The organism is Shewanella sp. M-Br (assembly GCF_036245925.1).
Taxonomy (GTDB): domain Bacteria; phylum Pseudomonadota; class Gammaproteobacteria; order Enterobacterales; family Shewanellaceae; genus Shewanella; species Shewanella oncorhynchi.
In genome coordinates this window covers 63,253-85,098 of the sequence record NZ_BJBV01000020.1, presented here as the reverse complement: position 1 = coordinate 85,098, position 21,846 = coordinate 63,253, and the positions used below count along the sequence as shown (strand labels likewise).

Genomic DNA, 21,846 nt, shown 5'->3' with positions numbered 1-21,846 from the left:
CGCATTTTTACAGCAAAATGGCATGTAAGGTCTAGGCTAAGAACTAAACTAAATAGAAACCTAATCAGGATGGGTCCGTTTTTGGTAGGGGAAAATTTGAGTCAACTAATCCACAAGCTAATGTTTAGTACGCTTTTTATCCTAAGTTTGTGGGGGATCTCGTGCAATGGATTAGCTCAACCATTGAGCGCGGCTTCTACACAGCTCAAATTTGAACATATTCGCAGTGAAGATGGCCTTACCCAAAATACGATTACTAGCCTGTTTATGGATAATGCAGGTATGTTATGGATTGGCACTCAAGATGGTTTGCATGCTTATAACGGTCACAGCTTCAATATTTTCCCCCATTCACCCAATGATCCGAGGAGTATTTCTGAGAGCTATGTCTCTGACATTATTCAAGACTCAGAAGGTAATATCTGGGTTTCGACTTTCAGCCAAGGGGTAAATCGACTCGATTTGAGCAAAGGGACCTTTGAACACTTTGGACAAGAACAAGGGCTTACCGATCCACGCACAACCAAACTCAGCGTTGTAGGCAATACACTCTGGATTGGTACTAAAGCAGGACTATTTTCCCTATCGACCAAAACCAAACGCATTACCCAAGTGAACTTAGGTAATAGTGTTCAACCCCACATCACCAGCTTAGCCAATGTTGAAGACACTTACCTGCTGGCAGGAACACAAGATAGCGGCACCTTTGCTGTCAGTGCCAATACTATTACTCGCTTAAATGTCCCGCAGAATCTCACTGCACATCAAATTAGGGCACATTCCGCTAATGCGATCACCTTAGCTCTGGGTGGGCAATTATGGCATTACAACTTGGCGTCACAACAGGGCGAAATCCTCTGGCAGACAGACGATAATGTGCCTTACATTAAAGATTTTATCCAAACTGAGCAGGGTGACTTTTGGGTTGTTGGGCCAGAAGCCGGTCTTATTCAACTCGAGAGAAACGATAAGGCATTTACTGCGACCTACCACAGGTATGATCCTAAGCGTACCAACAGTATTAGTGAAAATAACATACTGAGCTTACTGCAAGATCCCTTTGGCAATTTATGGTTAGGTGCCAGTTATTCTGGTCTAGATAAAATTAATACCCGTCGTCAGTATTTTCAGCATATTTACGAATCCACCCCTAACCTGTCGCAACAAAGTAATAACATTCGCACCTTGTTCCGCAGCCAAGATAATGCGCTATGGATAGGCACCGAAGGTGCTGGGCTTAAACGCATGTTAGCCAATGGAAAATATGAACACTACACGGATCTCTTTGCTAACGCCTTAGGGATGCATCAACGCAACTTGAATCTTATCCTGCGAGATATAGACCAAGACAAAAATGGCGTGCTTTGGTTTGCCACTAACTATGGGTTAGGTCGACTGGCGCTAGATGGCCACTTCCAGTTACTCAAGGTGACAGAACGCACTGATCAAGGCTCAGAAACCAATTATATCCGTAGTTTAGATATTGATGAGCAAGGTCACCTCTGGGTGGCAACAACCAATGCCCTCTACCGTAAGGCGATAAATACCGATGAATTTACTTTTATCTCATTGGCACATATTGATAATTTCTATCCGGCACAAAACCAGTTTTTAATCCTCAGAACACACAAAGACACGCTATGGATAGGTACTCTCGATGGCCTACTTAAACTGGATATGAAAACAGGCACAGGTAAATCCTACTTCCATCAATCCTCAGACAAAAACAGCCTGATCAACAACCGTGTCCGCGATATTTTAGTCACAAAGTCGGGCGAGGTATGGTTTGCCACCCATGGTGGGATCAGCAAGTTACCGTCCCAAGAGACTGATGCAGGTTTTAGCCACTATACCCGCAATCAGGGATTACCAAGTGATACCATCTATGCCTTACTCGAGGATCAAGAACACAACATTTGGTTTAGTAGTAATGCGGGGATAGGAAAGCTCAATCCTAAAACCAATCGTGTCATCATATTTAACGAACAAGAAGGGCTACAAGCACTGGAGTTTAACGGTGGCGTAAAACTTGAAGACAGCGATGGCGATCTCTGGTTTGGTGGCATTAATGGCATAAATCGTTTCAATCCAAAGTCAATTCCAGATCAACGACCCGATGTTAAAGTCGCACTCACTGGCTATAGTATTGCGGGTAAAGGGCACACTATTCTCGATTTAAGTCATCCACCTAGCATAGTAATGGACTATAGCGATCAGCTGATCAGTTTTGAGGTGACCTCATTGGATTTCAGCTATACGGGTAAAAACCGCTTCAGCTATTTTCTTGAGGGATTTGATAACGAGTGGCATGAGCTCCCCACAGGTAATGAAATCACCTTCACCAATATTAATCCTGGTCACTACCAACTGCATGTTCGCCATGGGCTGCAATACAACACTCAAGGTGACTACGCCCTGTCTGTCGATCTTCATGTACAAGCGCCCTTCTATCGAACTCAGTTCGCCTATGCCCTCTACAGTTTGCTCTCTCTATGGCTGTTGGCTTGGATCATTATCTGGCGTAAAAGAAAACGTCAGCAACAGCGCGAATTTGAAACCAGTATCCGCGCCTCAGAGGAGCGACTCAAACTTGCACTTTGGGCCTCTGGCGATGGCATGTGGGACTGGAACATACCAGAAAATCGCGTCTATCGTACCAATATGGATTCTTCAGTCCCCCATTGGAATAGCAGCAATATAGCCCATGAGAGCATGCACTCAGAGGATAGGGAAAGATTCAAATTTGAGCTTAACGAACACCTTCAAGGTCGTTCGCCTTTCTTCGAAGCAGAGTACCGAGTCGAACGTTCCCCCGGTAATTGGGTATGGATTTTAGACCGCGGTAAAGTGGTGGAAAAAGATAGCCTAGATAATCCAATCCGCATGACAGGGACCAACCGTAACATTACCTCGCGCAAACTGATTGAAAACGAGTTAGTACTGTCATCACAAGTGCTCAACAGTATGAACGAAGCCGTTGTAGTGGGAGGATTAAACTATCGAATTCGTTCGGTCAACCCAGCATTTTGTGCCATTACAGGGTACACAGAACGCCAAATAACCGACAGGCACTTCATTCACTTAGCCTTTAGCCGCCAACAGCGGGAGTTGTTCAATACGATTGAACAACAGCTACTGCGTCACAAACATTGGGTCGGAGAACTGTGGATCCGCAATAAACAACGTCAGGCCATTTTAGTCTGGCTTGAAATCAACCAAGTGATCGATATCAAAGGCGAAACCAGTCACTTCGTTGCAGTATTTACTGACATCACAGAGCGGAAAAAAGCCGAAGAAGATCTGCGTTTCCTCGCCAGCTTCGACACATTAACTGGCTTACCGAACCGAACCTTATTTCAAGACAGGCTCAATCACGCGATTACTCAAGCGCACAGAGCGAATAATATCGTTGCCTTGCTGTTCTTAGACCTCGACCGCTTTAAACATATCAACGACTCTATGGGTCATCATGTCGGGGATTTGTTACTGAAAGCCGTGGCAAGACGACTGCAAAATGCAGTGCGTGATGGCGATACTGTCGCACGCTTAGGTGGCGATGAATTTACTATTATTTTAGAAGGTGTTGCGAAAACAAAAGCCGCAACCCTGATCTCAGAAAAAGTGCTCAGAGCATTCCAAACGCCCTTCCTATTGGACGATAAAACGCTGACCATTTCGACCTCAATTGGTATCAGCTTATACCCTAACGATGCGGACAATGCCGACTCACTGATTAAATTTGCCGATACCGCCATGTACCACGCAAAATCATCAGGTCGAAATAACTTTCAGTTTTATACCTCTAAGTTGAATGAAATCGCCACCCGTCATGTACAACTCGAAAGTGGTTTAAAGGAAGCTATCCAACGCAAAGAACTAAGCTTGGTTTATCAACCTAAATTCTGTTTACGAGATGGTTCACTCACAGGACTGGAAGCACTTTTACGTTGGTATCACACTGAACTTGGTCCTATTTCACCTGTGGAATTTATTCCACTCGCGGAAGAAACGGGTATCATCACTCAAATTGGCCACTGGGTGATCAACCACGCCTGCCAGCAATTAGCCGAATGGAATAGCTTAGGATTTAACGGGATCACTATTGCCGTCAACCTATCGGCTCGCCAACTGAAGGCGGACATTATCTCCACCATCGAAGTCGCTTTAGCCGTATCAGGTCTCCCGGCTCAATCTCTTGAGCTTGAGCTTACTGAATCAATGATCATGGGCAATCCGCAAGAGTCGGTCAGCATCCTATCTAAACTCAAGGCCCTAGGATTGACCATAGCCGTGGATGATTTTGGTACGGGTTATTCGAGCCTAAGCTATCTCAAACGCTTCCCGATAGACACACTCAAAATCGATCGAGAATTTGTCAGAGACATCACCAACGATCCCGACGATGCCGCCATCACCAGCGCCATTATTGCCCTCGCTCACAGCTTAGAACTGAATGTCGTCGCCGAAGGCGTAGAGACCCAAGAACAACTCAACTTCTTGGCGATGCAGGGTTGCGATCAAGTACAAGGTTTCTTACTCAGTAAACCCTTAAGTGCTGCAGACTTTTTAACTTTACTCAAGAATCACTCTAAGCAACAGCCGATTTGATTTGAGGCGAAGCCTACCAATGTCATTGCAAAATTCAGCCAATAAAAAAGGCTCCTAGGAGCCTTTAAACATCATCACAAATTCCTTACTTTGCTAAACGTTCAACACGCTTAACCCAGCCTTCAGGACCTTTAATATGGCCCTTTTGGATTTCGGTATACAGTTTATAGATGCGCTGAACATGCTCGCCCACTTCACCATTACCGACAGTGACAACATGGCCATCTTCAAAAATGTAGGAGCCTACAGCAGAAACCACGGCCGCCGTCCCAAAACCACCAGCCTCGACAATTTCACCAGATTCAATATCAGCGATAAATTTATCAAGCATGACAGTCTCTTGGCGCACTTCACAACCGAGCATCTCACCCAATTCCATAATGGATTGCGAGGTGATCGACTTCAAAATAGTATCTGTGAAGGTTGGAATAATCACAGTGCCATCTTTCAGAATGTGGAAATGGTTCATCGCGCCCGCTTCTTCAATCTGTTGATTGGTCGAATCGAGATATAGCACTTGCGATGCACCAAAGGCTGCCGCCGCTTTACCCGCACGCAACGAAGCCGCATAGTTACCCGCGGCTTTTGAGGCGCCAGTGCCACCCGATACTGCACGATGGAAAGTTTTGCTGATCAGTAAGCGTATGCCTTTGTTCACGCCAGCCGCGTAATAAGCGCCACTTGGGCTTAACACAACACAGAAGGTATAACGCGAACTTGGGCTCACAGAGAGGCGGTCTTCGGTCGCAAAAATAAAAGGACGAATATACAGACACGCGCCTTCTTGCATCGGGAACCACAGGCGATCGACATCGATCAACGCATTGATCGCATCCATCTGCATTTGTTCATCGATATTGGGAATACAGACGATATCGGCGGAGCGATTCATCCGCTCGGCATTCTTATTAATACGGAAAGTATAAATCTCGCCGTCTTCATGCATAAAGGCTTTAGCGCCTTCGAAGATCGACTGGCCATAATGCAACGCCATTGCACCCGGTGCCATTTCAAATGGTCCATAAGGAACGATGCGCGGATCGCACCATTGTCCATCATGATAATCCATCAAAAACATATGATCGGTTCTGAGGCTACCAAAGCCCACATTCCCCTCGGGCTTGAATTGCTCAGTACGGCGCTCAGACGCAGGTTTTAAATTGTAAGTTATTTCCATCGCATACCACCTTGATTACTGAACAAGCAGACTAGGGAGCGACAGGAATAAAGTCAAGAGGGGCGCGCATATCTAAAGGTCTAAGCAAATAAAAAACTCGCTAACACGCTTGGTTCAACTTTTCATACTGCCTCAGAGACAGGATAAAACAATCCGCATTGGGTCACACATAATGCCAATGGCAAGTATTTTTGCCACAATAGGGTCGAACTCCCAATGAGATGATCCAATGTCAGATTATAAAATGATCCCCTGCGCCCACTACGACTATCTCGAACTCGCCTGCCTGCGTGGTTATCAACTCAACATTGAGCTTATTGATGGCACCCAGTGCCAAGGTCAAGCCATCACCACGCAGACAAGAGCCGACAAAACTGAGTGGCTTATCATCCAACTACAACAAACTAAACAATCCCTTAGACTCGACCATATCGCCGCCATCACGCCCCTCGAGCCTAATGCTGAATTTAGCCGAGTACTCATTGCGGCCAAGCAACCCTAGCAAAGGATATAACATGGCAACTATGATTTTATCGGTTGAAATCGGTCACTGGATCGGTGGGCATAACGGCCAATACCCCCATCTCATTGAATTTGATATGGCACATCTGGATAGACCCTTTCAGGTCAGTGAAGGTTGGGGGCATGGTTTAGGAGGCTCCGCTTACTCACTCGCACAATTTGTCGAAACGCCTTATTTCCTCAAACTCAAAACCGAGGCTCCTTGGGCGTTTGCCATTATCGAACAAGGCTTAGCCCAACAAGATATTGAGACTATCGCCACCGCACTCTCAGAACAATATGGGGATCATCCGCCGCTTGTCCCTGCACATTTAATGGAATACTTATTAGGTTAAAGCAAAAGGGTTTTGTTAGAAGAGAGTGGACCTGCTGAACAATACAGGTTTAGTTAGCGAGGTGTATTTCGGAAAAGCTTCACCGAGTCATGACACTCGGTGACAGGATTCGAAATAGGGATCGAAACAGGCTTCTAAACGGGACGAAAAATAGCTTAGCGCTTAAACCGCAACCGCCGCAATCACTGAGACTTCAACCAAATATTCTGGCTCGGCAATAGCGGCTTGCACACAAGCACGGGCTGGCGCATGACCTTTAGGCACCCAAGCATCCCATACCGCATTCATCGCATCATAATCACCCATATCTTTCAGATAAATAGTCGCTGACAGTAAATGCTCACGCGAACTTCCCGCCTGCGCTAACAAGGTATCGACCTCCTCAAGCATAGTGACAGTTTGCTCGGTGATACCTTGATACTTGTCCTTCGCCACTTGACCACACAGATACACAGTACCTTGGTGGATCACTATACTGCTCATGCGGGTACCTACATCTAAACGGGTAATACTCATATTGATAATCTCTTAAATCATATGCACTTAAATAAATGGCTCAGCAAGAACCGAATCGACCATTTTAGCGATAAACTGGCTTTATGTCTGCGCTACGAATCTGGGCAAAGGTGAATAAAAACGTGCCATCAAGGCAAATAATCCTAGGCTACAGCTCACCACGGCCAGCCACACTAACGGCGTCGCCACGGCTAAATTGACTAATTGAAATCCGACTAAGGCTGCGCATGCCGCGATCAAAGCAAAGGGCAACTGAGTCACCACATGGTCATGGGGAGCGCAACCAGAGCTGGTCGCACTGAGCACGCTGGTATCTGAAATGGGCGAGCAGTGGTCGCCAAATACCGACCCCGCCATCACAGCGCTCAGTACAGGTAACAACAAATGAGGATCTAAGTTATGGGCAATCTCTGCGCCAATAGGGATCATAATTGCAAATGTTCCCCAGCTTGAACCCGTCGCAAAAGCCATTATCGCGCAGAGTAAAAACATTCCCGCTACCAGCAGGTGCGGAGAAAGATAAGCCTTAGCCCAAGCAGCCAACAATTTAGCGACGCCAAGATCTTGGATCACAGCGCCAATCATCCAAGTGCAGAGTAAAATCGCAATGGCGAAGGCGATCATGCGAACTCCGTGGCTCAAATCCCCCACTAACGCCGTTAAACGTCGCCCAGACAAGCCTAACATGGCAAGAGTGACTAAGGTTGCCAACAAACAAGCATCGCGCATAGAAGCGCCAATATCAGCCTTAGCAAGCCAAAGTGACACATCCCAAGAAGAGACCTGCTGAGCCCCCGACCACAAAGTTAATCCCACTGAAGCAGACAGCAGAGTCAGCATAGGGATTGCGAGCAGCCAAGGATTTCCCTTAACCTCGACCGTATTGGAAGATTCCACAGCAGTAGCAGCAACAAAAGAGCGAAAGCCCACGCCATACCAAGCGACGAGCACGGACAAGCCTAAGGTCACTATGGCGTAAAAGTTAAATAAGGCCACCTCAATAAAAGCTTCCAGCGGCGACACGGGCAAAAAGCTGATCCCCGCGATAAGCGCCATCACATAGGGGCCCCAACTGGAGAAAGGCAATAGCGCGCATAAAGGCGAAGCATTGGAATCAACTAAATAGGCGAGCTGCTCATGGCGAATACCATAACGCTGGCTGAGCGGCTGACACACATGGCCGACAGCAAGACAACTGAAAATCCCATCGATAAACACTAACCAACCAAGAAATACGACCCCAAGACGCGCCTGACGTTCAGTACGAATACGGCTATACAGCCAATCACCAAACTGACCCACGGCACCGCCACGTGCCAACAATTGCGTCATGCTACCGAGCAGCAACATGGCGAACAGCACATTGAGATGCCACGCTTGCCAAGCACCTTGGGCATAAAATTGTTTTACACCGATATCAAGCAAATACAACCCAGTTTGCAGAGGATCAAATTGTGCGATTAATAGGGCACCAGAGACAATACCTACACCTAACGCCACCAGCGTGCGGCGTAAAAATAGGGCTAAGGTTAAGGTCAACAGTAGCGGGAGTATGGCGAGCAAACTAGGCGACATGGACCATTCCGATAAAAAATAAAACCAAGAATACTAACGAGTTAATAACAAATGCAAAAAAACTTAATTTAGAACCCAGTAATAGGGTGTTTTTTAACCAAACGGCAAGAATCGCTATTCCTTAAGTTCTAGGCACTGCTAGAATCACAGTCCCATCCAGAAACCATAGGACTCTCCAGATGAGCCTTGAATTACTGTCCAAACTGGAAACCAAAATCCAGGCTGCACTCGAAACTATCGAGCTTCTAAAAATGGAGCTTGAAGAAGAGAAGCAAAAAGCGTCTACGCTGAGTGAGCACAATCAACAATTGAATGCGCAAAACCAGCAACTACAAGAAGAACTCACTTCTTGGAACGAAAAAGTGACTGGCCTTGTTGGCTTGTTAAACAGCGAAATCTAAACTGCATTAGTTTGATGATGCTGCGCTTCGATCAGTTCGTTCAATTCTAAAATAGCCTGCTTCACTTTTGGCAGGCTTTTTCTTGGCAGTAAAAACCGTCCCTTCTCAAATTCCAATCGTCCTAAATCTTTAACCCAAATAACACCAGTGAGAAAAATACGCGCGTGCTTAACGATAAGCTTAGGTGCGTAGACAGGAAAAACTCTCATATGACCACCTACAAGCATTCTTGTTGTTATTGATTACAGTTGTTTGACAGAAGCTTTGCCACTTGAGTTTCATCGTTAGAGTGGTATTTTTCATCTTTTATCGCCAAAAATACTTAATCGTTTGATTTAGTTAAACTATGAATATGTCACCCTGTGAGCAAAAAAGAAGAACGCCATAATAATGTCACTTGCCAATTTTTTGACACTCTGCTAAATTATTAGCGTTACTCAGGGTAAAAATGAGTCCTCTGGCTCAAGTCCGTACTTTCTTTTACAAGAAGTACGGTTTTTTTTGCCCATTTTTTGCCTCGTCTTTATTCCATAAGTTCAAACGACTAGCCTACAGAGGCCTAACTCAGTACGTTAAGCTCCCTATCAAAGCGCTATTTGCCTTGTTGTTGCCAACCGCCCCAATAAAAAAGAGCCCTTAGGCTCTCTTTAACATGCAATCGATACAGCATTATCATCCGCTCATATGACAGCAGTGCGGGTAACGCCTATCGAATTATTTTCTTGCTAGGTAGAAAGCAATTTCTAACAGCTCGTCGTAGGATTTGATTGCTCCTGTTTCAACACGGTACTTACCGTTAACAACCAGAGCAGGTACACCCGTCAGCTTAGCGTTTTCAGTATCACGCTTCATCTTTGCCATTTGCGCCTTTACCATGAAAGACTCTGCAGCCGCATCGAAGGTTTTACCATCGACACCGTTAGCAATAAACACAGCACGAACATCATCGCGATTAGTAAAATGCTGTTTCTTCTCATGAATAGCAGAGAATAACGCCGCATCCATTTTCTCATCGACGTTTAACTGATGTGCGACTGCAAATGCGCGTGACATTTCAACCCCCATCTCTTTGCCGATAAAATCAACGTGTGCTTGGTTAAACGCAACGCCTTCTGGCTTATCGGTGAGAATTTTTGGCACTACGGTTTTAGAGAAAGTAAAACAATGCGGACAATAGAAAGAGAAAAACTCAGTAATCTCAGGCTTCGCTGTTGCTGGGCCATCGTTAATCACTGTGTAATGCACGCCTTCTTGGTATTCCACAGCCGATACTGCCAGTGGCGCCAGTAACAGAGCCGCGGCCATGAGTAATACTTTTTTCATGAAAATTCCTTAAATCATTTTGATAAATGGGCTGGAGACTAACATATTCCATTTTTTGAGTGTAACTCAAGCTTAAGAGTTCAATCTAATGTCACAAGATACGTCTGTGAAATCATATTTTGCTCAATGCTAATACGGCACTAGGCTCAGTGGTGGTTCGCTAAGGGCAAATAATTGCTCTTTGAACGCCAAAATCTGCTGTTCCCAATACTTTTCATCCCCAAACCAAGGGAAGTTCATCGGGAAGGCCGGATCGTCCCAGCGACGGCCAATCCACGCGTTGTAATGCACCATACGCAGCGCCCGCAGCGGTTCAATCAAGGCTAACTGTCTTGTATCAAACTCACAAAATTCTTCATAGGCTTCGAGTAAGATCTCAAGCTGCATCAGTTGCTGCGCTCTATCCCCGGTTAGCATCATCCATAAATCTTGAATCGCCGGTCCCATGCGAGCATCGTCTAAATCGACGAATCCGGGACCGTCTGGCGTCCACAAAATATTGCCTGGGTGTAAATCGCCGTGCAAACGAATGGCCGCAAAATCTTGGCGATCCCAAATCGCATTCGCCTTTGCCAACACTTGCTCTACTACGGTAAAGAACGGCAAGCGTAGGCTATTAGGCACCAGATTAGATTGCTTTAACCACGCGAGCGGCTCGGCGCCTAAAATCTGCGGATTCAGCGGTTCACGTTCAGCAAATACCGTTTGCGCCGCGTACTGGTGTATCCGACCGATGAACCGACCCACTAATTCCAGCTGCTCTAAATTATCGACTTCGAAGGCGCGACCACCCAAGGAAGGAAACAGGGTAAATCGATAACCTTGGTACTTGTGTAACGTATGGCCTTCGATAATTACAGGTACGGCAATCGGGATATCTTCTGCCGCGAGTGCGAGCGCATAATCATGTTCCTCTTGGATCTGCGCATCGCTCCAACGATCTGGGCGATAGAACTTCACCACATAACGCAGCCCTTCATCGCTACGGAACTGATACACGCGGTTCTCGTAACTGTTCAGCGCGAGTAAGCCCGTTTCCGGGTACACGCCCAGACTTTCGATCGCATCTAAGATCAAATCCGGTGTTAGGGCTTGAAAATGGAACTCAGCGCCGCTAGAACTCGTGGCCGGTGGCGTCATATTCTGACTCATATTCAGTTCACTCTTAGGTGAGGTTGCAGCAAAGTGGCTAAGTATTCCAGCACCTCAAAATCGGCTTCTCGTTCGGTCGAGAGCCAGCAAATGTTGCCGTAAAACTCATAATTGAGCCATAACTGGCTGCCTTCAAATTCTAATAACCATTGATGCCTGTCGGCGCCCCACTGACGCTCGCGCACAGTGCAATCGAGCGCCGCAGCTAAAGGTTCGGCAAAGTCGGCGAAACGATCAAAATCGATATCCGCACTGACCGCTAAACTTAAGGCACTTTTATCTAAGCTAATGGTATCTAAGCTCATGGCTTTTAGGTGCGTGCTTGGTAATTTCATGCTTGTTATCCCATCAACTACTACATGACATGATCAAACCTTGGCCCCAGTCCGGTGGACGCTTGGCCAAGTCTTCATGCTCTGCGTGTTCGGCAAAGGGCTGAGTTAAGATTTTTTGCAGCAAATGCAGCGGCGCAAGATTACCCTCTTCCACTGCGATTATCGCCTCTTGGGCTAAATAGTTACGTAAAATATATTTGGGATTCACACTATTGCGCTCAGTTTGCCACGCAGGGATATCAGCCACTGCGCCCAATCGCTGTTGATAAGCTTGATACCATGCATCAAACTGGCTGACATCAATAAAGTCATCCCGCAGCGCACTGTGTTTGCTGGTTGGATCTAACTTGCCTAATTGACGCCAAGTTTGAGTGTAATCGAGTTGATTTTTCTCCATCAGCACAGTAAATCGACCTATAAGTTCGAGATCCTGTTTGTCTTGCTCCACCGACGAAACATCAACTGCAGATAGACCTAGTTTTGCCCGCATCAAGCGCAAATAAGGCTGCACTAGCGCCTCTTGGTATTGATTAAGAATGGCAATTAAGTCATCGGATGGGATCACAGGTGTGAGCGCCTGCGCTAAACGTTGCAAGTTCCACAAACCGACGCCCGGCTGCTGACCAAAGGCATAGCGACCTTCGGGATCCGAATGATTACAGATAAAGTCTTCTTGGAATGTATCGAGGAACGCAAAGGGACCGAAGTCAAAACTGTCACCCAGAATCGACATATTGTCTGTGTTCATCACGCCATGGGCAAAACCGACCGCCTGCCAGTGGGCAATCATCTTAGCAGTATCTTGCACTACCTGTAAAAACCACGCTTTATAACCTGCGGCATCACAACTCAAATGGGGATAATGCTGAGTAATAGTGAAGTTGAGTAATTGAGTCAGCTTATCGGCACGACCGCGCTCACTGTGGCAGAAAAACTCGAAATGACCGAAACGAATATGGCTACGGGCTAAACGTACGGTAATGGCTGCAGTTTCTTGGCTCTCACGCCATACGGGCAAGTCAGAGCCAATCACAGCCAAGGCGCGGGTCGTCGGCACCTGCAGATGATGCAGCGCCTCAGAGACTAAAAACTCGCGCACCGCGGAGCGCATCACAGCACGGCCATCACCACGGCGTGAATAAGGCGTCGGACCACCGCCTTTAAGGGCGACATCCCATGCGCCATTTGGACCAATCGCTTCACCTAAAATGATCGAACGTCCATCCCCTAAGCGCGGCGTGTAACCGCCAAATTGGTGGCCGCTATACACTTGAGCATAGTAGGTCGCGCCATCGACGGCAGCATTGCCAGATAAGCCCAATAACAGCTCATCGGTGGGTTGGCTTAAGCCTATCAATTGGGCGGCGTCATTACTCCATGCCAGCCATTCAGGCTTAGTTATCCCTTGTGGATATACTTGCGAGTAAAACTCAGGCAGCTGAGTAAAAAAATCCTGTTTAAACTTCATCTTGTCCACCTATTGGCTCATGGTCTTGCAAACCAGCACCGATTTATCGTCGAACTCGCATAGGTGCCCACATTGATAAGATCCAAGGCCAAAACCACTCACGCCAGAACGACTTAGACGTTGCATACCATGAGCCTTGCTCTGGCATTGCTCTAAAGTATCGTAGTAACCATTAATATCTTCGGCCTGCAAAGGTGTCACCGGAATGGCACTCACATCGGGATAATAAAATAGGGTCCATTCTGGGGTTTTAGTACAGCCACTGAGTAGCAATAATCCAAGCCCGAATAAGACATTCGGTAAGGCATAGCTTAGTTTCATTTTTCCCCTACTTAAGCCCATAAAATAGGCCCATAAAAAAAGCGAACCTTAGTTCGCCTTTTGCGCATTCAGTTAGCAGGGATTCTACACTGCTTAGACGAGGGAAATAACCGCTTTTCGACTAAGGGCTTACCCTCTAAGCGCTCCCTACAACATATCAAGCCGTGGTTGCTTTAGTCTGTGCTTTCTCAATCCGGTTGATTCGGCCCTCAAAGCCAGTGACAGTGCCATCGCTCAGCCCAAGCTCGAGTGCTTTACGACAGATGACAATGGCGGCATCGAAGGCTTGAGTATCATTTAGCAAGGTGGCTAAATGCAGGAAACCGGAAGATTTAAGCTCAGTATCTTTGCCTTGCTCGGCGCTAGCCGCTTGGAACAGTGCAATATACTCTTCCGCTAATTGAGCACCATAGTTGAGGTAATCCGCCGATTTACGCTGTTTGTAGCATTCAGCTATCATATTTTGCAGCGCGGTATAGCGAGCACTGGCTGACGTCGCTCCTTGATACTCCTCAAAGGCCCGAACTAAAGTCACATTCGCCCAAGCCCCTGGCGCAGCTACCTCAGAACGTGTGTTCGATACTGGCTCTGCTTCAGTCTTAACATCATCTTGTTCATCTGCAGGCGTGGCGCCTAAAATGATCACCGCCTCTTCATTATGGGCCGCAGGTATATCAACTTCGATGATATCTGTGTCTAGCGCCACCGAAATGCTCGGAGGGCTTTCGGTCTCACGGGGCATTAATTCGGCTTCAACTTCGATAACGGGCTCTACTTCAGCCACGCCAGTATCCTCAACCCTTTTAACTGGCTCAGGTTCTACACGCTCGGGCTCAGCAGCGGAGAAAATAGGTGCCTCTTCGGTGGGAACTACAGGTTTTACCGAGGTCGACTTGGGTTTCATCGCCTCTTGTTCTTCTTTCGCCAATCGCTGCGCGCGAAGGAATAAAAACACCCCGACAGCAATCAGTATAAATACGACTAAGATCTTCATTCTTGTTCACCTTTGATGGCTGCTTCTCATCAGAAGCCGTGTCAATGGGTTTGCCAACGTCCATCAGGACAGTGTCCATGGCAACCGAGTCTAGCTAAAAATTGAGCAGAGATTAACCGCTATTAAAGTCCATTGTGTCGGTGCAAATCAAGTATTTATGCCTTTTTATACGATCTTGCGCTCAAATAGTTATAGCCAATTGCGCTAGACTGGCACAATCGAGTTCCCTAATCCCCCCATCCACCTGCTTATAACAAACATAAGGAAAACCTGATGCAAAGTATTCTTATCGTGGCCCATGCCAGTCCCTACGGAACAGAAAAGCTATTTAATAGCTTACGCATCGCATTAGCCCTGAAGGATCAGGACGAGCAAGCGGTCGATCTTAAACTTTTTCTCATGTCAGATGCCGTGTTTGGCGCACTCAAAAATCAAACCACACCTGACTTAAGCTACAACCTGCAGCAGATGTTTGAAATTCTCTCGGCACAGCAAGTTCCGATTCTACTTTGCAAGACCTGCGCTCAAGCACGAGGCGTCACAGCGGAAATGATTATCGAAGGTGCGCACATAGGCACACTGCAAGATTTAACTCGCTGGACACTGGCCGCCGACAAAGTGATGCATATCTAAGATTTATTTTTAGGTGTGACATTGTGGATAGCTGGATTGTTTAAAGCCCTATTTTGTGCGCACCTTCATAAATTGGCGCTTTCGTTTTGTCAGCGCCAATTTCACTGCCTATGATGGGATATCCGAGTGACAAGCTAAGGTATTCCAATGGGCACAGCCACACTGCTTACGGGCAAACTCCTGTACGAACACCAAACCATTGCCGCAATGGTGACAATTTATTGCAAGGCGAAACACCAAGGCCAAGACGCAACGAGCCTATGTGCAGATTGCATTGAGTTATTGGATTATGCCGCAACACGGCTAGATCGCTGCCCCTACGGACAAAACAAACCCACCTGTAATAAATGCCCAGTGCATTGCTACAAACCCGCGCAGAAACAAATCGTCAAAGAGATCATGATCTTTTCTGGTCCACGGATGTTATTACCGCATCCCGTTCGTGCAATCAAACACTTACTCGCGGAACGCATCCCTGTTCCCAGCGTTGTGCCCGAAGCGGCTTCAAATCGTCATCAGCGCATAGCAAGCCAACAGAAAAACTAACGGCGATACTTTTACCGAGCCGATTTCCCTGATATAACAGGGCTCGAGGTATCGCATATGAACGAGTTTCATAGTTTTTTCACTCAAGCTTACTGGTGGTTATCATTATTTGGAGGCGTACATTGCCTCGCGTTAGCTATTTATATTCGCTATTTCTATCACCCAGACGCTAACCAAAAACTCCTCGCCGCTTTCTTAAGTCTTATTGCTCTATACTTCCTCACGGGTATGTTAAACCGCGATAACAGTCCAATTCCCATTCATATCCTATTCAATCTGATTAACCCTATCTATTTTTTGCTCATGCCTTTGCTCTATCTCTATTGCAAACGCAGTTTAGCACCAACCAATAAACCGCTAGGGTTTTCAAAGCATTACTGGCCATCTGCATTAACATTAGTTTTCGCCATTTTAGATATTGCCCTAAGATTAACTGCGCATCCCATTAACGAGTGGCAACCCATAGCTCTGATGCTTAAAGAAATGAGTATCAGCCAATGGGGCGCTCTACTCCCAGCGCTGTTATCTGTACAAACCTGTTTTTACTTTATCGCGCTGTGGATGTTGTTTCGTCGACATAAACGCAATCAAAGAGATGTCACTCAAACCCAAGAGGCGCTCGGCACCATTCGGTTTCGTTGGCTGATAAGCTTGACCTTGGCCATGTTGTTGAATTGGTTAATCCGCGTATTTGTGGTGATTTTGCCTTTCTATCTTGGTGATAATCTATCGCTACTTTCCCACGCATTGCCAAGGCTGACCTTACTACTGAGCATGTATATGCTGGCGGTATATGGGCTAAAGCAAATCACCCGCTCTGCCTACTTAAAAGGCCGCATGGCCGAACCAGAGCTAGAGCAACGCCCACTCGTCATTGAAAATGTTCTCACCCCAGAGGAGTATGAATTTTTGCATCAAATTCAGCAGGACGATGCAGAAAAAAACCAAGGTTCTTCGCCACCTAAGAACTAATTGGCGAAACTGCACTCCAATCATCACCACCAATATCACTCCAACCATTAAGTCGAACACTGAACCTAAGCTGACACATATGTCACTTTTGGCTGTCATTTGTGTCGATAAAGGCTAGTCTGGAACAACTAAAGACTTGAAGAGGCGTTACCATGAAATCATTTTTAACAGCCATTGCGGCATCAACATGCCTTATTGTGAGCCTATTTGCTGCCCCAACTGTACATGCAGATGAAAGCTACGATCAGGCAGTAGTCAATTTCCAAAAAGCGAAAGAAACCAGTAAATTTTTCGACACAGCCTATGGCTATGCTTTATTCCCAACTGTGGGTAAAGGCGGAATTGGGATCGGTGCAGCCTATGGCAAAGGCCGAGTCTACCAAGGCGGTGCCTATATGGGTGATTCGAGTCTGACTCAATTATCCATCGGTTTTCAATTAGGTGGACAAGCCTACAGCGAGATCATCTTTTTTAAAGATGCCAAAGCCTATGAAGCCTTCACGAGCGGCAGTTTCGAGTTTGACGCCCAAGCGTCGGCAGTTGCCATCAACATGGGAGCAAGCGCTCAAGCAGGAACCACAGGCAACTCAGCAGGCGCAGGCCAATCGGGTGGTAATCGCTCAGCAAGCGGCTCTTATATCAACGGTATGGCAGTATTTACCGCAGCAAAAGGCGGCTTAATGTTTGAAGCCGCTCTTGCGGGTCAAGCCTTTAGTTTTGAGCCTAAAGCTAACTAAGACGAGCCATTCGGCTGTGATATCAAACGGCGAGCCTAAATGCTCGCCGTTTTTTCTTAAATGATTACCTCAAGCTTCTGACTCAGATGTTCTAACTAAAACCAAGTCATTAGAATTGAGCGAAATAAGTTGAAATGCATATTTAACTTAGCGAAGTAATAACAAGGGGATATGGCTTTTACTGATCATCCTTGTGGTATTACTACCCACAAAAAACTCCCGAATACGCGAATGACCATAGGCGCCCATCACCATAAGATCGATTTGATGCTCAAGTTGATAGATCTCAAGGGCCGTTTGCACTTCTCCCTGACAAAAGGCGGTAACCACATTGAAATCCGCCGCAATCAAAGATTCGGCCACCAACGCCAGTTCAGCTGTCGCCAGCGATTGATCATCAGACACCATCACTAAATGACATTCGAGCCCTTTCAAGAGCGGACTCGTTAGCACTTGATTAAGGGCTTTTTTCGCAGTAATGCTGCCATCATAGGCGATCATAAATCGCTTCGGTGCAGTAAACTCGTCCATCACCACTAAAATAGGCTGCTTAAGCGTGCGAATGACATTTTCTAAATGGCTGCCAATGGCCTGCGCTTGGTCTTGATGCTGCTCCCCTTGGCGCCCCATCACCACCAGTCTGGCCTGGGATTCTTGCTCTAACAGGGTTTCGACTAAATCGCCATGACGCTGCAAGGTTACAACCACGACTGCGGGTTGTGCCTCCACGATGCGCGTTTGCGCATCTTGCAACATATACTTACCCTGCTCGAGTGCCAGCTTGCCTCGGCGCGCTTCGAGCTCAACCATTTCATTGAGCAAGTGCTCCCGTGTACCTAGGCCAATATTTCCTGACAGATTTGACTCTATTGGATAGGCTGACTTATCCAATACATGTAATAGGGTTACTGGGGCATCCAGTTGCTGAGCGGCCCAGCTACTGGCGTCACATACGGCGAATGTCACTTTTGAACCGTCGATACAGGCAATCACATTTGTCATCGTATTTTCCTTTTACTGTGTTGCTAAGGGCTTAGTGACCAGACATCACGTTTTCAACGTCTTCAGGCTTATCGTGCACCCCAAATTTATCGACTATGGTTGCACTGGCTTGGTTAAGGCCAATCAACTCCACTTCAGTTCCCTCGCGACGGAATTTAATCACTACCTTGTCTAGGGCCGATACCGCAGTAATATCCCAGAAATGCGCTTGAGATAAGTCGATAGTCACCTTATCAACCACTTCCCTAAAATCAAATGAATTACTGAACTTATCTGCCGAGGCAAAAAAGACTTGCCCAATAACTTGATAATGGCGACCTGCGTCGGCAGCAGCCGTTACACTCTCAACCACCATAAAACGGCCCACTTTATTAGCAAAGAACAGGGACGCGAGTAATACCCCCACAAATACTCCCATAGCTAAGTTATGGGTAGCGACCACCACAGCAACGGTCGCCACCATCACAAGGTTGGTTGATATTGGATGATGCTTAAGATTACGAATTGAATCCCAAGAGAAAGTACCGATAGACACCATGATCATCACGGCAACCAGTGCCGCCATAGGGATGAGCTTTAACCATTCGCCGAGGAATACAATCAATATGAGTAGAAATACCCCCGCTGAAAAGGTCGATAACCGTCCGCGACCACCCGATTTAACGTTGATGATCGACTGACCAATCATAGCGCAACCAGCCATACCGCCCATTAAACCCGCGCCGATATTGGCAATACCTTGGCCCTTACACTCGCGATTCTTATCGCTTTGGGTATCGGTTAAATCATCGACTATGGTGGCAGTCATCATAGATTCCAGCAAACCCACCACGGCAAGGCCGGCCGAATAAGGGAAGATGATCATCAGAGTTTCAAGGGTCAATGGCACTTCAGGCCAGAGGAAAATAGGCAAAGTATCAGGTAGTTGCCCCATGTCACCGACAGTACGAATATCTAACCCCATATAAACCGCAAAAAGTGTTAATCCGACAATACACACGAGAGGCGAAGGTACGGATTTACCAATCACAGGGATGAGTGGGAATAAGTAAATGATACCAAGGCCTGCAATCGTCATCGCATATACATGCCAAGTCACATTAGTCAGCTCGGGCAACTGGGCCATAAAAATCAGAATCGCCAGTGCATTCACAAAGCCCGTCACCACAGAGCGAGAGACGAAACGCATCAAGCTTCCTAGCTTTAAGTAACCCGCGGCAATTTGCAGCACACCAGTTAATAGGGTCGCCGCGAGTAAATACTCGAGGCCGTGTTCCTTCACTAAGGTCACCATCAACAGCGCCATAGCACCCGTTGCGGCAGAGATCATACCAGGACGGCCGCCTGTAAACGCGATGACCACTGCGATACAGAATGAAGCATACAGGCCGACTTTAGGATCGACGCCTGCAATAATAGAAAAGGCAATCGCCTCAGGGACTAACGCCAGTGCAACCACAATACCGGCTAACAGATCTCCGCGTATGTTGGAGAACCACTCTTTTTTCATGGTTTGTATCATGTCACTCACTCTGATTGAAATTTAATCATATCTTCCAATAGCTAATATCAACACTTGACTCAAATGTCAGCGCATAGCCAATGAGGTACTTATGCGTCAAGGTGACGAAATGCAATTGGGATTATGGGGTACAGCAAAACAACTACCGAGTCGGTAGCGACTAAGGACGGATCTTAACGATCCAAAAAGGAAGGATTAAACTAATGCGGCTTAATGCTCATCACCGAAAAATAACCTCACTTATATGAGCCAACTCAAATTTGACTGCATTAAAAATAGTAGTGCTATTGGGAATAGCGACATAATGACGTGTATAAAACAGGCCGGAGTATAGAGAGTTGTTTGCTCAAAATCAAAAAACTTCAGTTAACATCAGAGTGATTAAAATACCCACCATACTTTGGTGGGCATTGAATAAAAACAACCGCAACAACTCAGGGGTAACATAGGTAAGTATTAAGCACCATCTGATATCGCTTTATGCCGAGGCAGTTTGATTGAGATAAGTGCTGCGAGCGCAATAAATGCCGCCGATATCCACAGACAAGCCGCCATGCCATACACTTGATACACCCAGCCAGACAACACAGTCCCGATCAAACGCCCCATAGCATTAGCCATGTAGTAAAAACCCACATCTAACGATACGCCATCTTCATCCGCATAACTGACGATAAGATAGCTGTGTAATGAAGAGTTGATCGCGAATAAGGCGCCAAACAGCATCAATCCCCAAATCAGTATATTCGCAGCATGGAAGTCATAACTTATCGCCAGCGCAATGCCTGCCGGCACTATGCTCAATATCGCCGCCCAACCTAAGGCGCTACGTCCATCGGGAACCTTGTTTTGGCTCGCCGACTTTGTCCCCGTCAAGCGAGGTGCGAAGCCTTGCACTATGCCATAACCTATCACCCAGAGTGCGAGAAAACCGCCGACATACCAATGATCCCAACCAAAGGTTGAGGCCAAATAAACGGGTAAAGCCACCACAAACCACACATCCCGCGCACCAAATAAAAACATGCGTGCGGCAGAAAGCGTGTTTACCGCCGGACTCTTAGAGAAAATTTCCGTGAACTTAGGTTTGTTTTTGGCTTTACCTAAATCGCGCTGCAAACTTAACAGACTAAAAATCCACACCAGCAATAGGACAATTGCCATACCTAACACGGCCAGCTGGAATCCAAACAGGGTCAGCAAGGCACCGCCCAAGAAGAACCCCGCGCCCTTTAGCGCATTTTTGGAGCCAGTGAGCATGGCAACCCACTTATACAGCTCACCCTGAGCATCATTGGGCACCAACAACTTGATACTGCTTTTAGCGCTCATTTTATTGAGATCTTTAGCAATACCCGACAAGGCCTGCGCCGCCATCACCCAAGCAACCGTAAGCATACTGCTAGGCACAAGCAGCATGCTAAGGGCGACAATCTGCATATATAGGCCTACATTCATGGTCTTATTTAAGCCTAAACGCGCCCCGAGCCAGCCGCCGACTAAGTTCGTTACCACCCCAAAGATTTCATAGAAGAGGAATAGCATGGCAATTTGTAGCGGGCTATAACCTAAGCCATGAAAATAGAGCACCACTAACATACGTAATGCGCCATCGGTGAGCGTGAATGCCCAATAGTTGCCTGTAACCACCAGATACTGGCGGATCTCGGGTGATATGTTAGACAAGAACCCTGTCAGCTTAGCCAT

The 21,846-nt window shown here is 46.7% G+C and carries 21 protein-coding genes; 8 read left to right on the top strand and 13 right to left on the bottom strand.

Features of this window, described 5'->3' with window-relative positions:
- Positions 1-81 precede the first annotated feature (81 nt).
- Positions 82-4,608: an EAL domain-containing protein gene (locus AAA952_RS16580; RefSeq protein ID WP_338258585.1), complete on the top strand. Its 4,527-nt coding sequence runs from the start codon at positions 82-84 to the stop codon at positions 4,606-4,608.
- An 85-nt stretch (positions 4,609-4,693) separates the two neighbouring features.
- On the opposite strand, the gene AAA952_RS16575 is transcribed toward AAA952_RS16580, so the two are convergent.
- Positions 4,694-5,785 (bottom strand): branched-chain amino acid aminotransferase, encoded by a 1,092-nt coding sequence (locus tag AAA952_RS16575; RefSeq protein WP_287480105.1) that lies wholly within the window; start codon positions 5,783-5,785, stop codon positions 4,694-4,696.
- Positions 5,786-6,014: 229 nt separating this feature from the next.
- On the opposite strand from AAA952_RS16575, the gene AAA952_RS16570 reads away from it, so the two are divergent.
- Together AAA952_RS16570 and AAA952_RS16565 are read left to right on the top strand one after the other, a co-directional pair.
- Positions 6,015-6,287 carry a Rho-binding antiterminator gene (locus tag AAA952_RS16570; protein ID WP_287480103.1) on the top strand — a complete coding sequence of 91 codons (273 nt, stop codon included), beginning with the start codon at positions 6,015-6,017 and terminating at the stop codon, positions 6,285-6,287.
- Between the two features lie 13 nt (positions 6,288-6,300).
- Complete coding sequence (locus AAA952_RS16565) at positions 6,301-6,642, top strand: hypothetical protein (RefSeq protein ID WP_219251781.1); 342 nt, start codon at positions 6,301-6,303, stop codon at positions 6,640-6,642.
- A gap of 162 nt (positions 6,643-6,804) precedes the next feature.
- Here AAA952_RS16565 and AAA952_RS16560 read toward each other — a convergent pair whose 3' ends face one another.
- Positions 6,805-7,158, bottom strand: coding sequence for a RidA family protein (locus AAA952_RS16560; protein ID WP_173248029.1), 354 nt, complete (start codon positions 7,156-7,158; stop codon positions 6,805-6,807).
- Between the two features lie 81 nt (positions 7,159-7,239).
- Entirely contained in the window at positions 7,240-8,733 is a 1,494-nt protein-coding gene (locus AAA952_RS16555; RefSeq protein ID WP_338258581.1) for a Na+/H+ antiporter NhaC family protein, read from the bottom strand.
- 179 nt (positions 8,734-8,912) lie between these two features.
- Here AAA952_RS16555 and AAA952_RS16550 point away from each other — a divergent pair, with 179 nt between their 5' ends.
- Positions 8,913-9,134 (top strand): cell division protein ZapB, encoded by a 222-nt coding sequence (locus AAA952_RS16550; RefSeq protein WP_006083484.1) that lies wholly within the window; start codon positions 8,913-8,915, stop codon positions 9,132-9,134.
- Here AAA952_RS16550 and AAA952_RS16545 read toward each other — a convergent pair.
- From AAA952_RS16545 to AAA952_RS16515, 7 genes are all read right to left on the bottom strand, one after another.
- Positions 9,131-9,343 (bottom strand): DUF1107 domain-containing protein, encoded by a 213-nt coding sequence (locus AAA952_RS16545; RefSeq protein ID WP_006083486.1) that lies wholly within the window; start codon positions 9,341-9,343, stop codon positions 9,131-9,133. The two genes, AAA952_RS16550 and AAA952_RS16545, sit on opposite strands and share 4 nt — an antisense overlap.
- A gap of 505 nt (positions 9,344-9,848) precedes the next feature.
- Positions 9,849-10,457 carry a thiol:disulfide interchange protein DsbA/DsbL gene (locus AAA952_RS16540; RefSeq protein WP_113941610.1) on the bottom strand — a complete coding sequence of 203 codons (609 nt, stop codon included), beginning with the start codon at positions 10,455-10,457 and terminating at the stop codon, positions 9,849-9,851.
- Between the two features lie 129 nt (positions 10,458-10,586).
- Complete coding sequence (locus AAA952_RS16535; protein ID WP_113941609.1) at positions 10,587-11,609, bottom strand: serine/threonine protein kinase; 1,023 nt, start codon at positions 11,607-11,609, stop codon at positions 10,587-10,589.
- A 2-nt stretch (positions 11,610-11,611) separates the two neighbouring features.
- A complete protein-coding gene (locus AAA952_RS16530) occupies positions 11,612-11,944 on the bottom strand; it encodes a DUF3630 family protein (RefSeq protein ID WP_173913160.1) in 333 nt (110 codons plus the stop codon).
- Positions 11,945-11,957: 13 nt separating this feature from the next.
- Positions 11,958-13,412 (bottom strand): protein adenylyltransferase SelO, encoded by a 1,455-nt coding sequence (locus tag AAA952_RS16525; protein WP_263178894.1) that lies wholly within the window; start codon positions 13,410-13,412, stop codon positions 11,958-11,960.
- Positions 13,413-13,421: 9 nt separating this feature from the next.
- Positions 13,422-13,733: a hypothetical protein gene (locus AAA952_RS16520; RefSeq protein ID WP_113941607.1), complete on the bottom strand. Its 312-nt coding sequence runs from the start codon at positions 13,731-13,733 to the stop codon at positions 13,422-13,424.
- 157 nt (positions 13,734-13,890) lie between these two features.
- Positions 13,891-14,727, bottom strand: a complete 837-nt coding sequence (locus tag AAA952_RS16515) for a hypothetical protein (RefSeq protein ID WP_113941606.1) — start codon at positions 14,725-14,727, stop codon at positions 13,891-13,893.
- A gap of 273 nt (positions 14,728-15,000) precedes the next feature.
- On the opposite strand from AAA952_RS16515, the gene AAA952_RS16510 reads away from it, so the two are divergent.
- The 4 genes from AAA952_RS16510 (at position 15,001) to AAA952_RS16495 (ending at position 17,615) form a co-directional block, all read left to right on the top strand.
- The gene (locus AAA952_RS16510; protein WP_006083495.1) at positions 15,001-15,360 is read left to right on the top strand and encodes a DsrE/DsrF/TusD sulfur relay family protein; all 360 of its coding nucleotides are present in this window, start codon (positions 15,001-15,003) and stop codon (positions 15,358-15,360) included.
- 147 nt (positions 15,361-15,507) lie between these two features.
- Positions 15,508-15,906, top strand: coding sequence for a nitrous oxide-stimulated promoter family protein (locus tag AAA952_RS16505; RefSeq protein WP_071940633.1), 399 nt, complete (start codon positions 15,508-15,510; stop codon positions 15,904-15,906).
- 57 nt (positions 15,907-15,963) lie between these two features.
- A complete protein-coding gene (locus tag AAA952_RS16500; protein ID WP_287480085.1) occupies positions 15,964-16,878 on the top strand; it encodes a hypothetical protein in 915 nt (304 codons plus the stop codon).
- 152 nt (positions 16,879-17,030) lie between these two features.
- Positions 17,031-17,615, top strand: a complete 585-nt coding sequence (locus AAA952_RS16495; protein ID WP_105250489.1) for a YSC84-related protein — start codon at positions 17,031-17,033, stop codon at positions 17,613-17,615.
- Positions 17,616-17,762: 147 nt separating this feature from the next.
- On the opposite strand, the gene AAA952_RS16490 is transcribed toward AAA952_RS16495, so the two are convergent.
- The 3 genes from AAA952_RS16490 to arsJ form a co-directional block, all read right to left on the bottom strand.
- Positions 17,763-18,617: a universal stress protein gene (locus AAA952_RS16490; RefSeq protein WP_338258564.1), complete on the bottom strand. Its 855-nt coding sequence runs from the start codon at positions 18,615-18,617 to the stop codon at positions 17,763-17,765.
- A gap of 31 nt (positions 18,618-18,648) precedes the next feature.
- Positions 18,649-20,139 (bottom strand): SulP family inorganic anion transporter, encoded by a 1,491-nt coding sequence (locus AAA952_RS16485; RefSeq protein ID WP_338258562.1) that lies wholly within the window; start codon positions 20,137-20,139, stop codon positions 18,649-18,651.
- A gap of 456 nt (positions 20,140-20,595) precedes the next feature.
- Complete coding sequence (gene arsJ, locus AAA952_RS16480; protein WP_338258559.1) at positions 20,596-21,846, bottom strand: organoarsenical effux MFS transporter ArsJ; 1,251 nt, start codon at positions 21,844-21,846, stop codon at positions 20,596-20,598.

Excerpts from the sequence above, each read along its gene's own strand:
- AAA952_RS16545 (WP_006083486.1), bottom strand. The coding sequence starts at position 9,343 with ATGAGAGTTTTTCCTGTCTACGCACCTAAGCTTATCGTTAAGCACGCG.
- AAA952_RS16555 (WP_338258581.1), bottom strand. The coding sequence starts at position 8,733 with ATGTCGCCTAGTTTGCTCGCCATACTCCCGCTACTGTTGACCTTAACC.
- AAA952_RS16540 (WP_113941610.1), bottom strand. The coding sequence starts at position 10,457 with ATGAAAAAAGTATTACTCATGGCCGCGGCTCTGTTACTGGCGCCACTG.
- AAA952_RS16520 (WP_113941607.1), bottom strand. The coding sequence starts at position 13,733 with ATGAAACTAAGCTATGCCTTACCGAATGTCTTATTCGGGCTTGGATTA.
- AAA952_RS16515 (WP_113941606.1), bottom strand. The coding sequence starts at position 14,727 with ATGAAGATCTTAGTCGTATTTATACTGATTGCTGTCGGGGTGTTTTTA.
- arsJ (WP_338258559.1), bottom strand. The coding sequence starts at position 21,846 with ATGGCTAAGCTGACAGGGTTCTTGTCTAACATATCACCCGAGATCCGC.
- AAA952_RS16550 (WP_006083484.1), top strand. The coding sequence starts at position 8,913 with ATGAGCCTTGAATTACTGTCCAAACTGGAAACCAAAATCCAGGCTGCA.
- AAA952_RS16510 (WP_006083495.1), top strand. The coding sequence starts at position 15,001 with ATGCAAAGTATTCTTATCGTGGCCCATGCCAGTCCCTACGGAACAGAA.
- AAA952_RS16525 (WP_263178894.1), bottom strand. The coding sequence starts at position 13,412 with ATGAAGTTTAAACAGGATTTTTTTACTCAGCTGCCTGAGTTTTACTCG.
- AAA952_RS16535 (WP_113941609.1), bottom strand. The coding sequence starts at position 11,609 with ATGAGTCAGAATATGACGCCACCGGCCACGAGTTCTAGCGGCGCTGAG.
- AAA952_RS16495 (WP_105250489.1), top strand. The coding sequence starts at position 17,031 with ATGAAATCATTTTTAACAGCCATTGCGGCATCAACATGCCTTATTGTG.
- AAA952_RS16530 (WP_173913160.1), bottom strand. The coding sequence starts at position 11,944 with ATGAAATTACCAAGCACGCACCTAAAAGCCATGAGCTTAGATACCATT.
- AAA952_RS16570 (WP_287480103.1), top strand. The coding sequence starts at position 6,015 with ATGTCAGATTATAAAATGATCCCCTGCGCCCACTACGACTATCTCGAA.
- AAA952_RS16565 (WP_219251781.1), top strand. The coding sequence starts at position 6,301 with ATGGCAACTATGATTTTATCGGTTGAAATCGGTCACTGGATCGGTGGG.
- AAA952_RS16485 (WP_338258562.1), bottom strand. The coding sequence starts at position 20,139 with ATGATACAAACCATGAAAAAAGAGTGGTTCTCCAACATACGCGGAGAT.
- AAA952_RS16505 (WP_071940633.1), top strand. The coding sequence starts at position 15,508 with ATGGGCACAGCCACACTGCTTACGGGCAAACTCCTGTACGAACACCAA.
- AAA952_RS16575 (WP_287480105.1), bottom strand. The coding sequence starts at position 5,785 with ATGGAAATAACTTACAATTTAAAACCTGCGTCTGAGCGCCGTACTGAG.
- AAA952_RS16500 (WP_287480085.1), top strand. The coding sequence starts at position 15,964 with ATGAACGAGTTTCATAGTTTTTTCACTCAAGCTTACTGGTGGTTATCA.
- AAA952_RS16560 (WP_173248029.1), bottom strand. The coding sequence starts at position 7,158 with ATGAGTATTACCCGTTTAGATGTAGGTACCCGCATGAGCAGTATAGTG.
- AAA952_RS16490 (WP_338258564.1), bottom strand. The coding sequence starts at position 18,617 with ATGACAAATGTGATTGCCTGTATCGACGGTTCAAAAGTGACATTCGCC.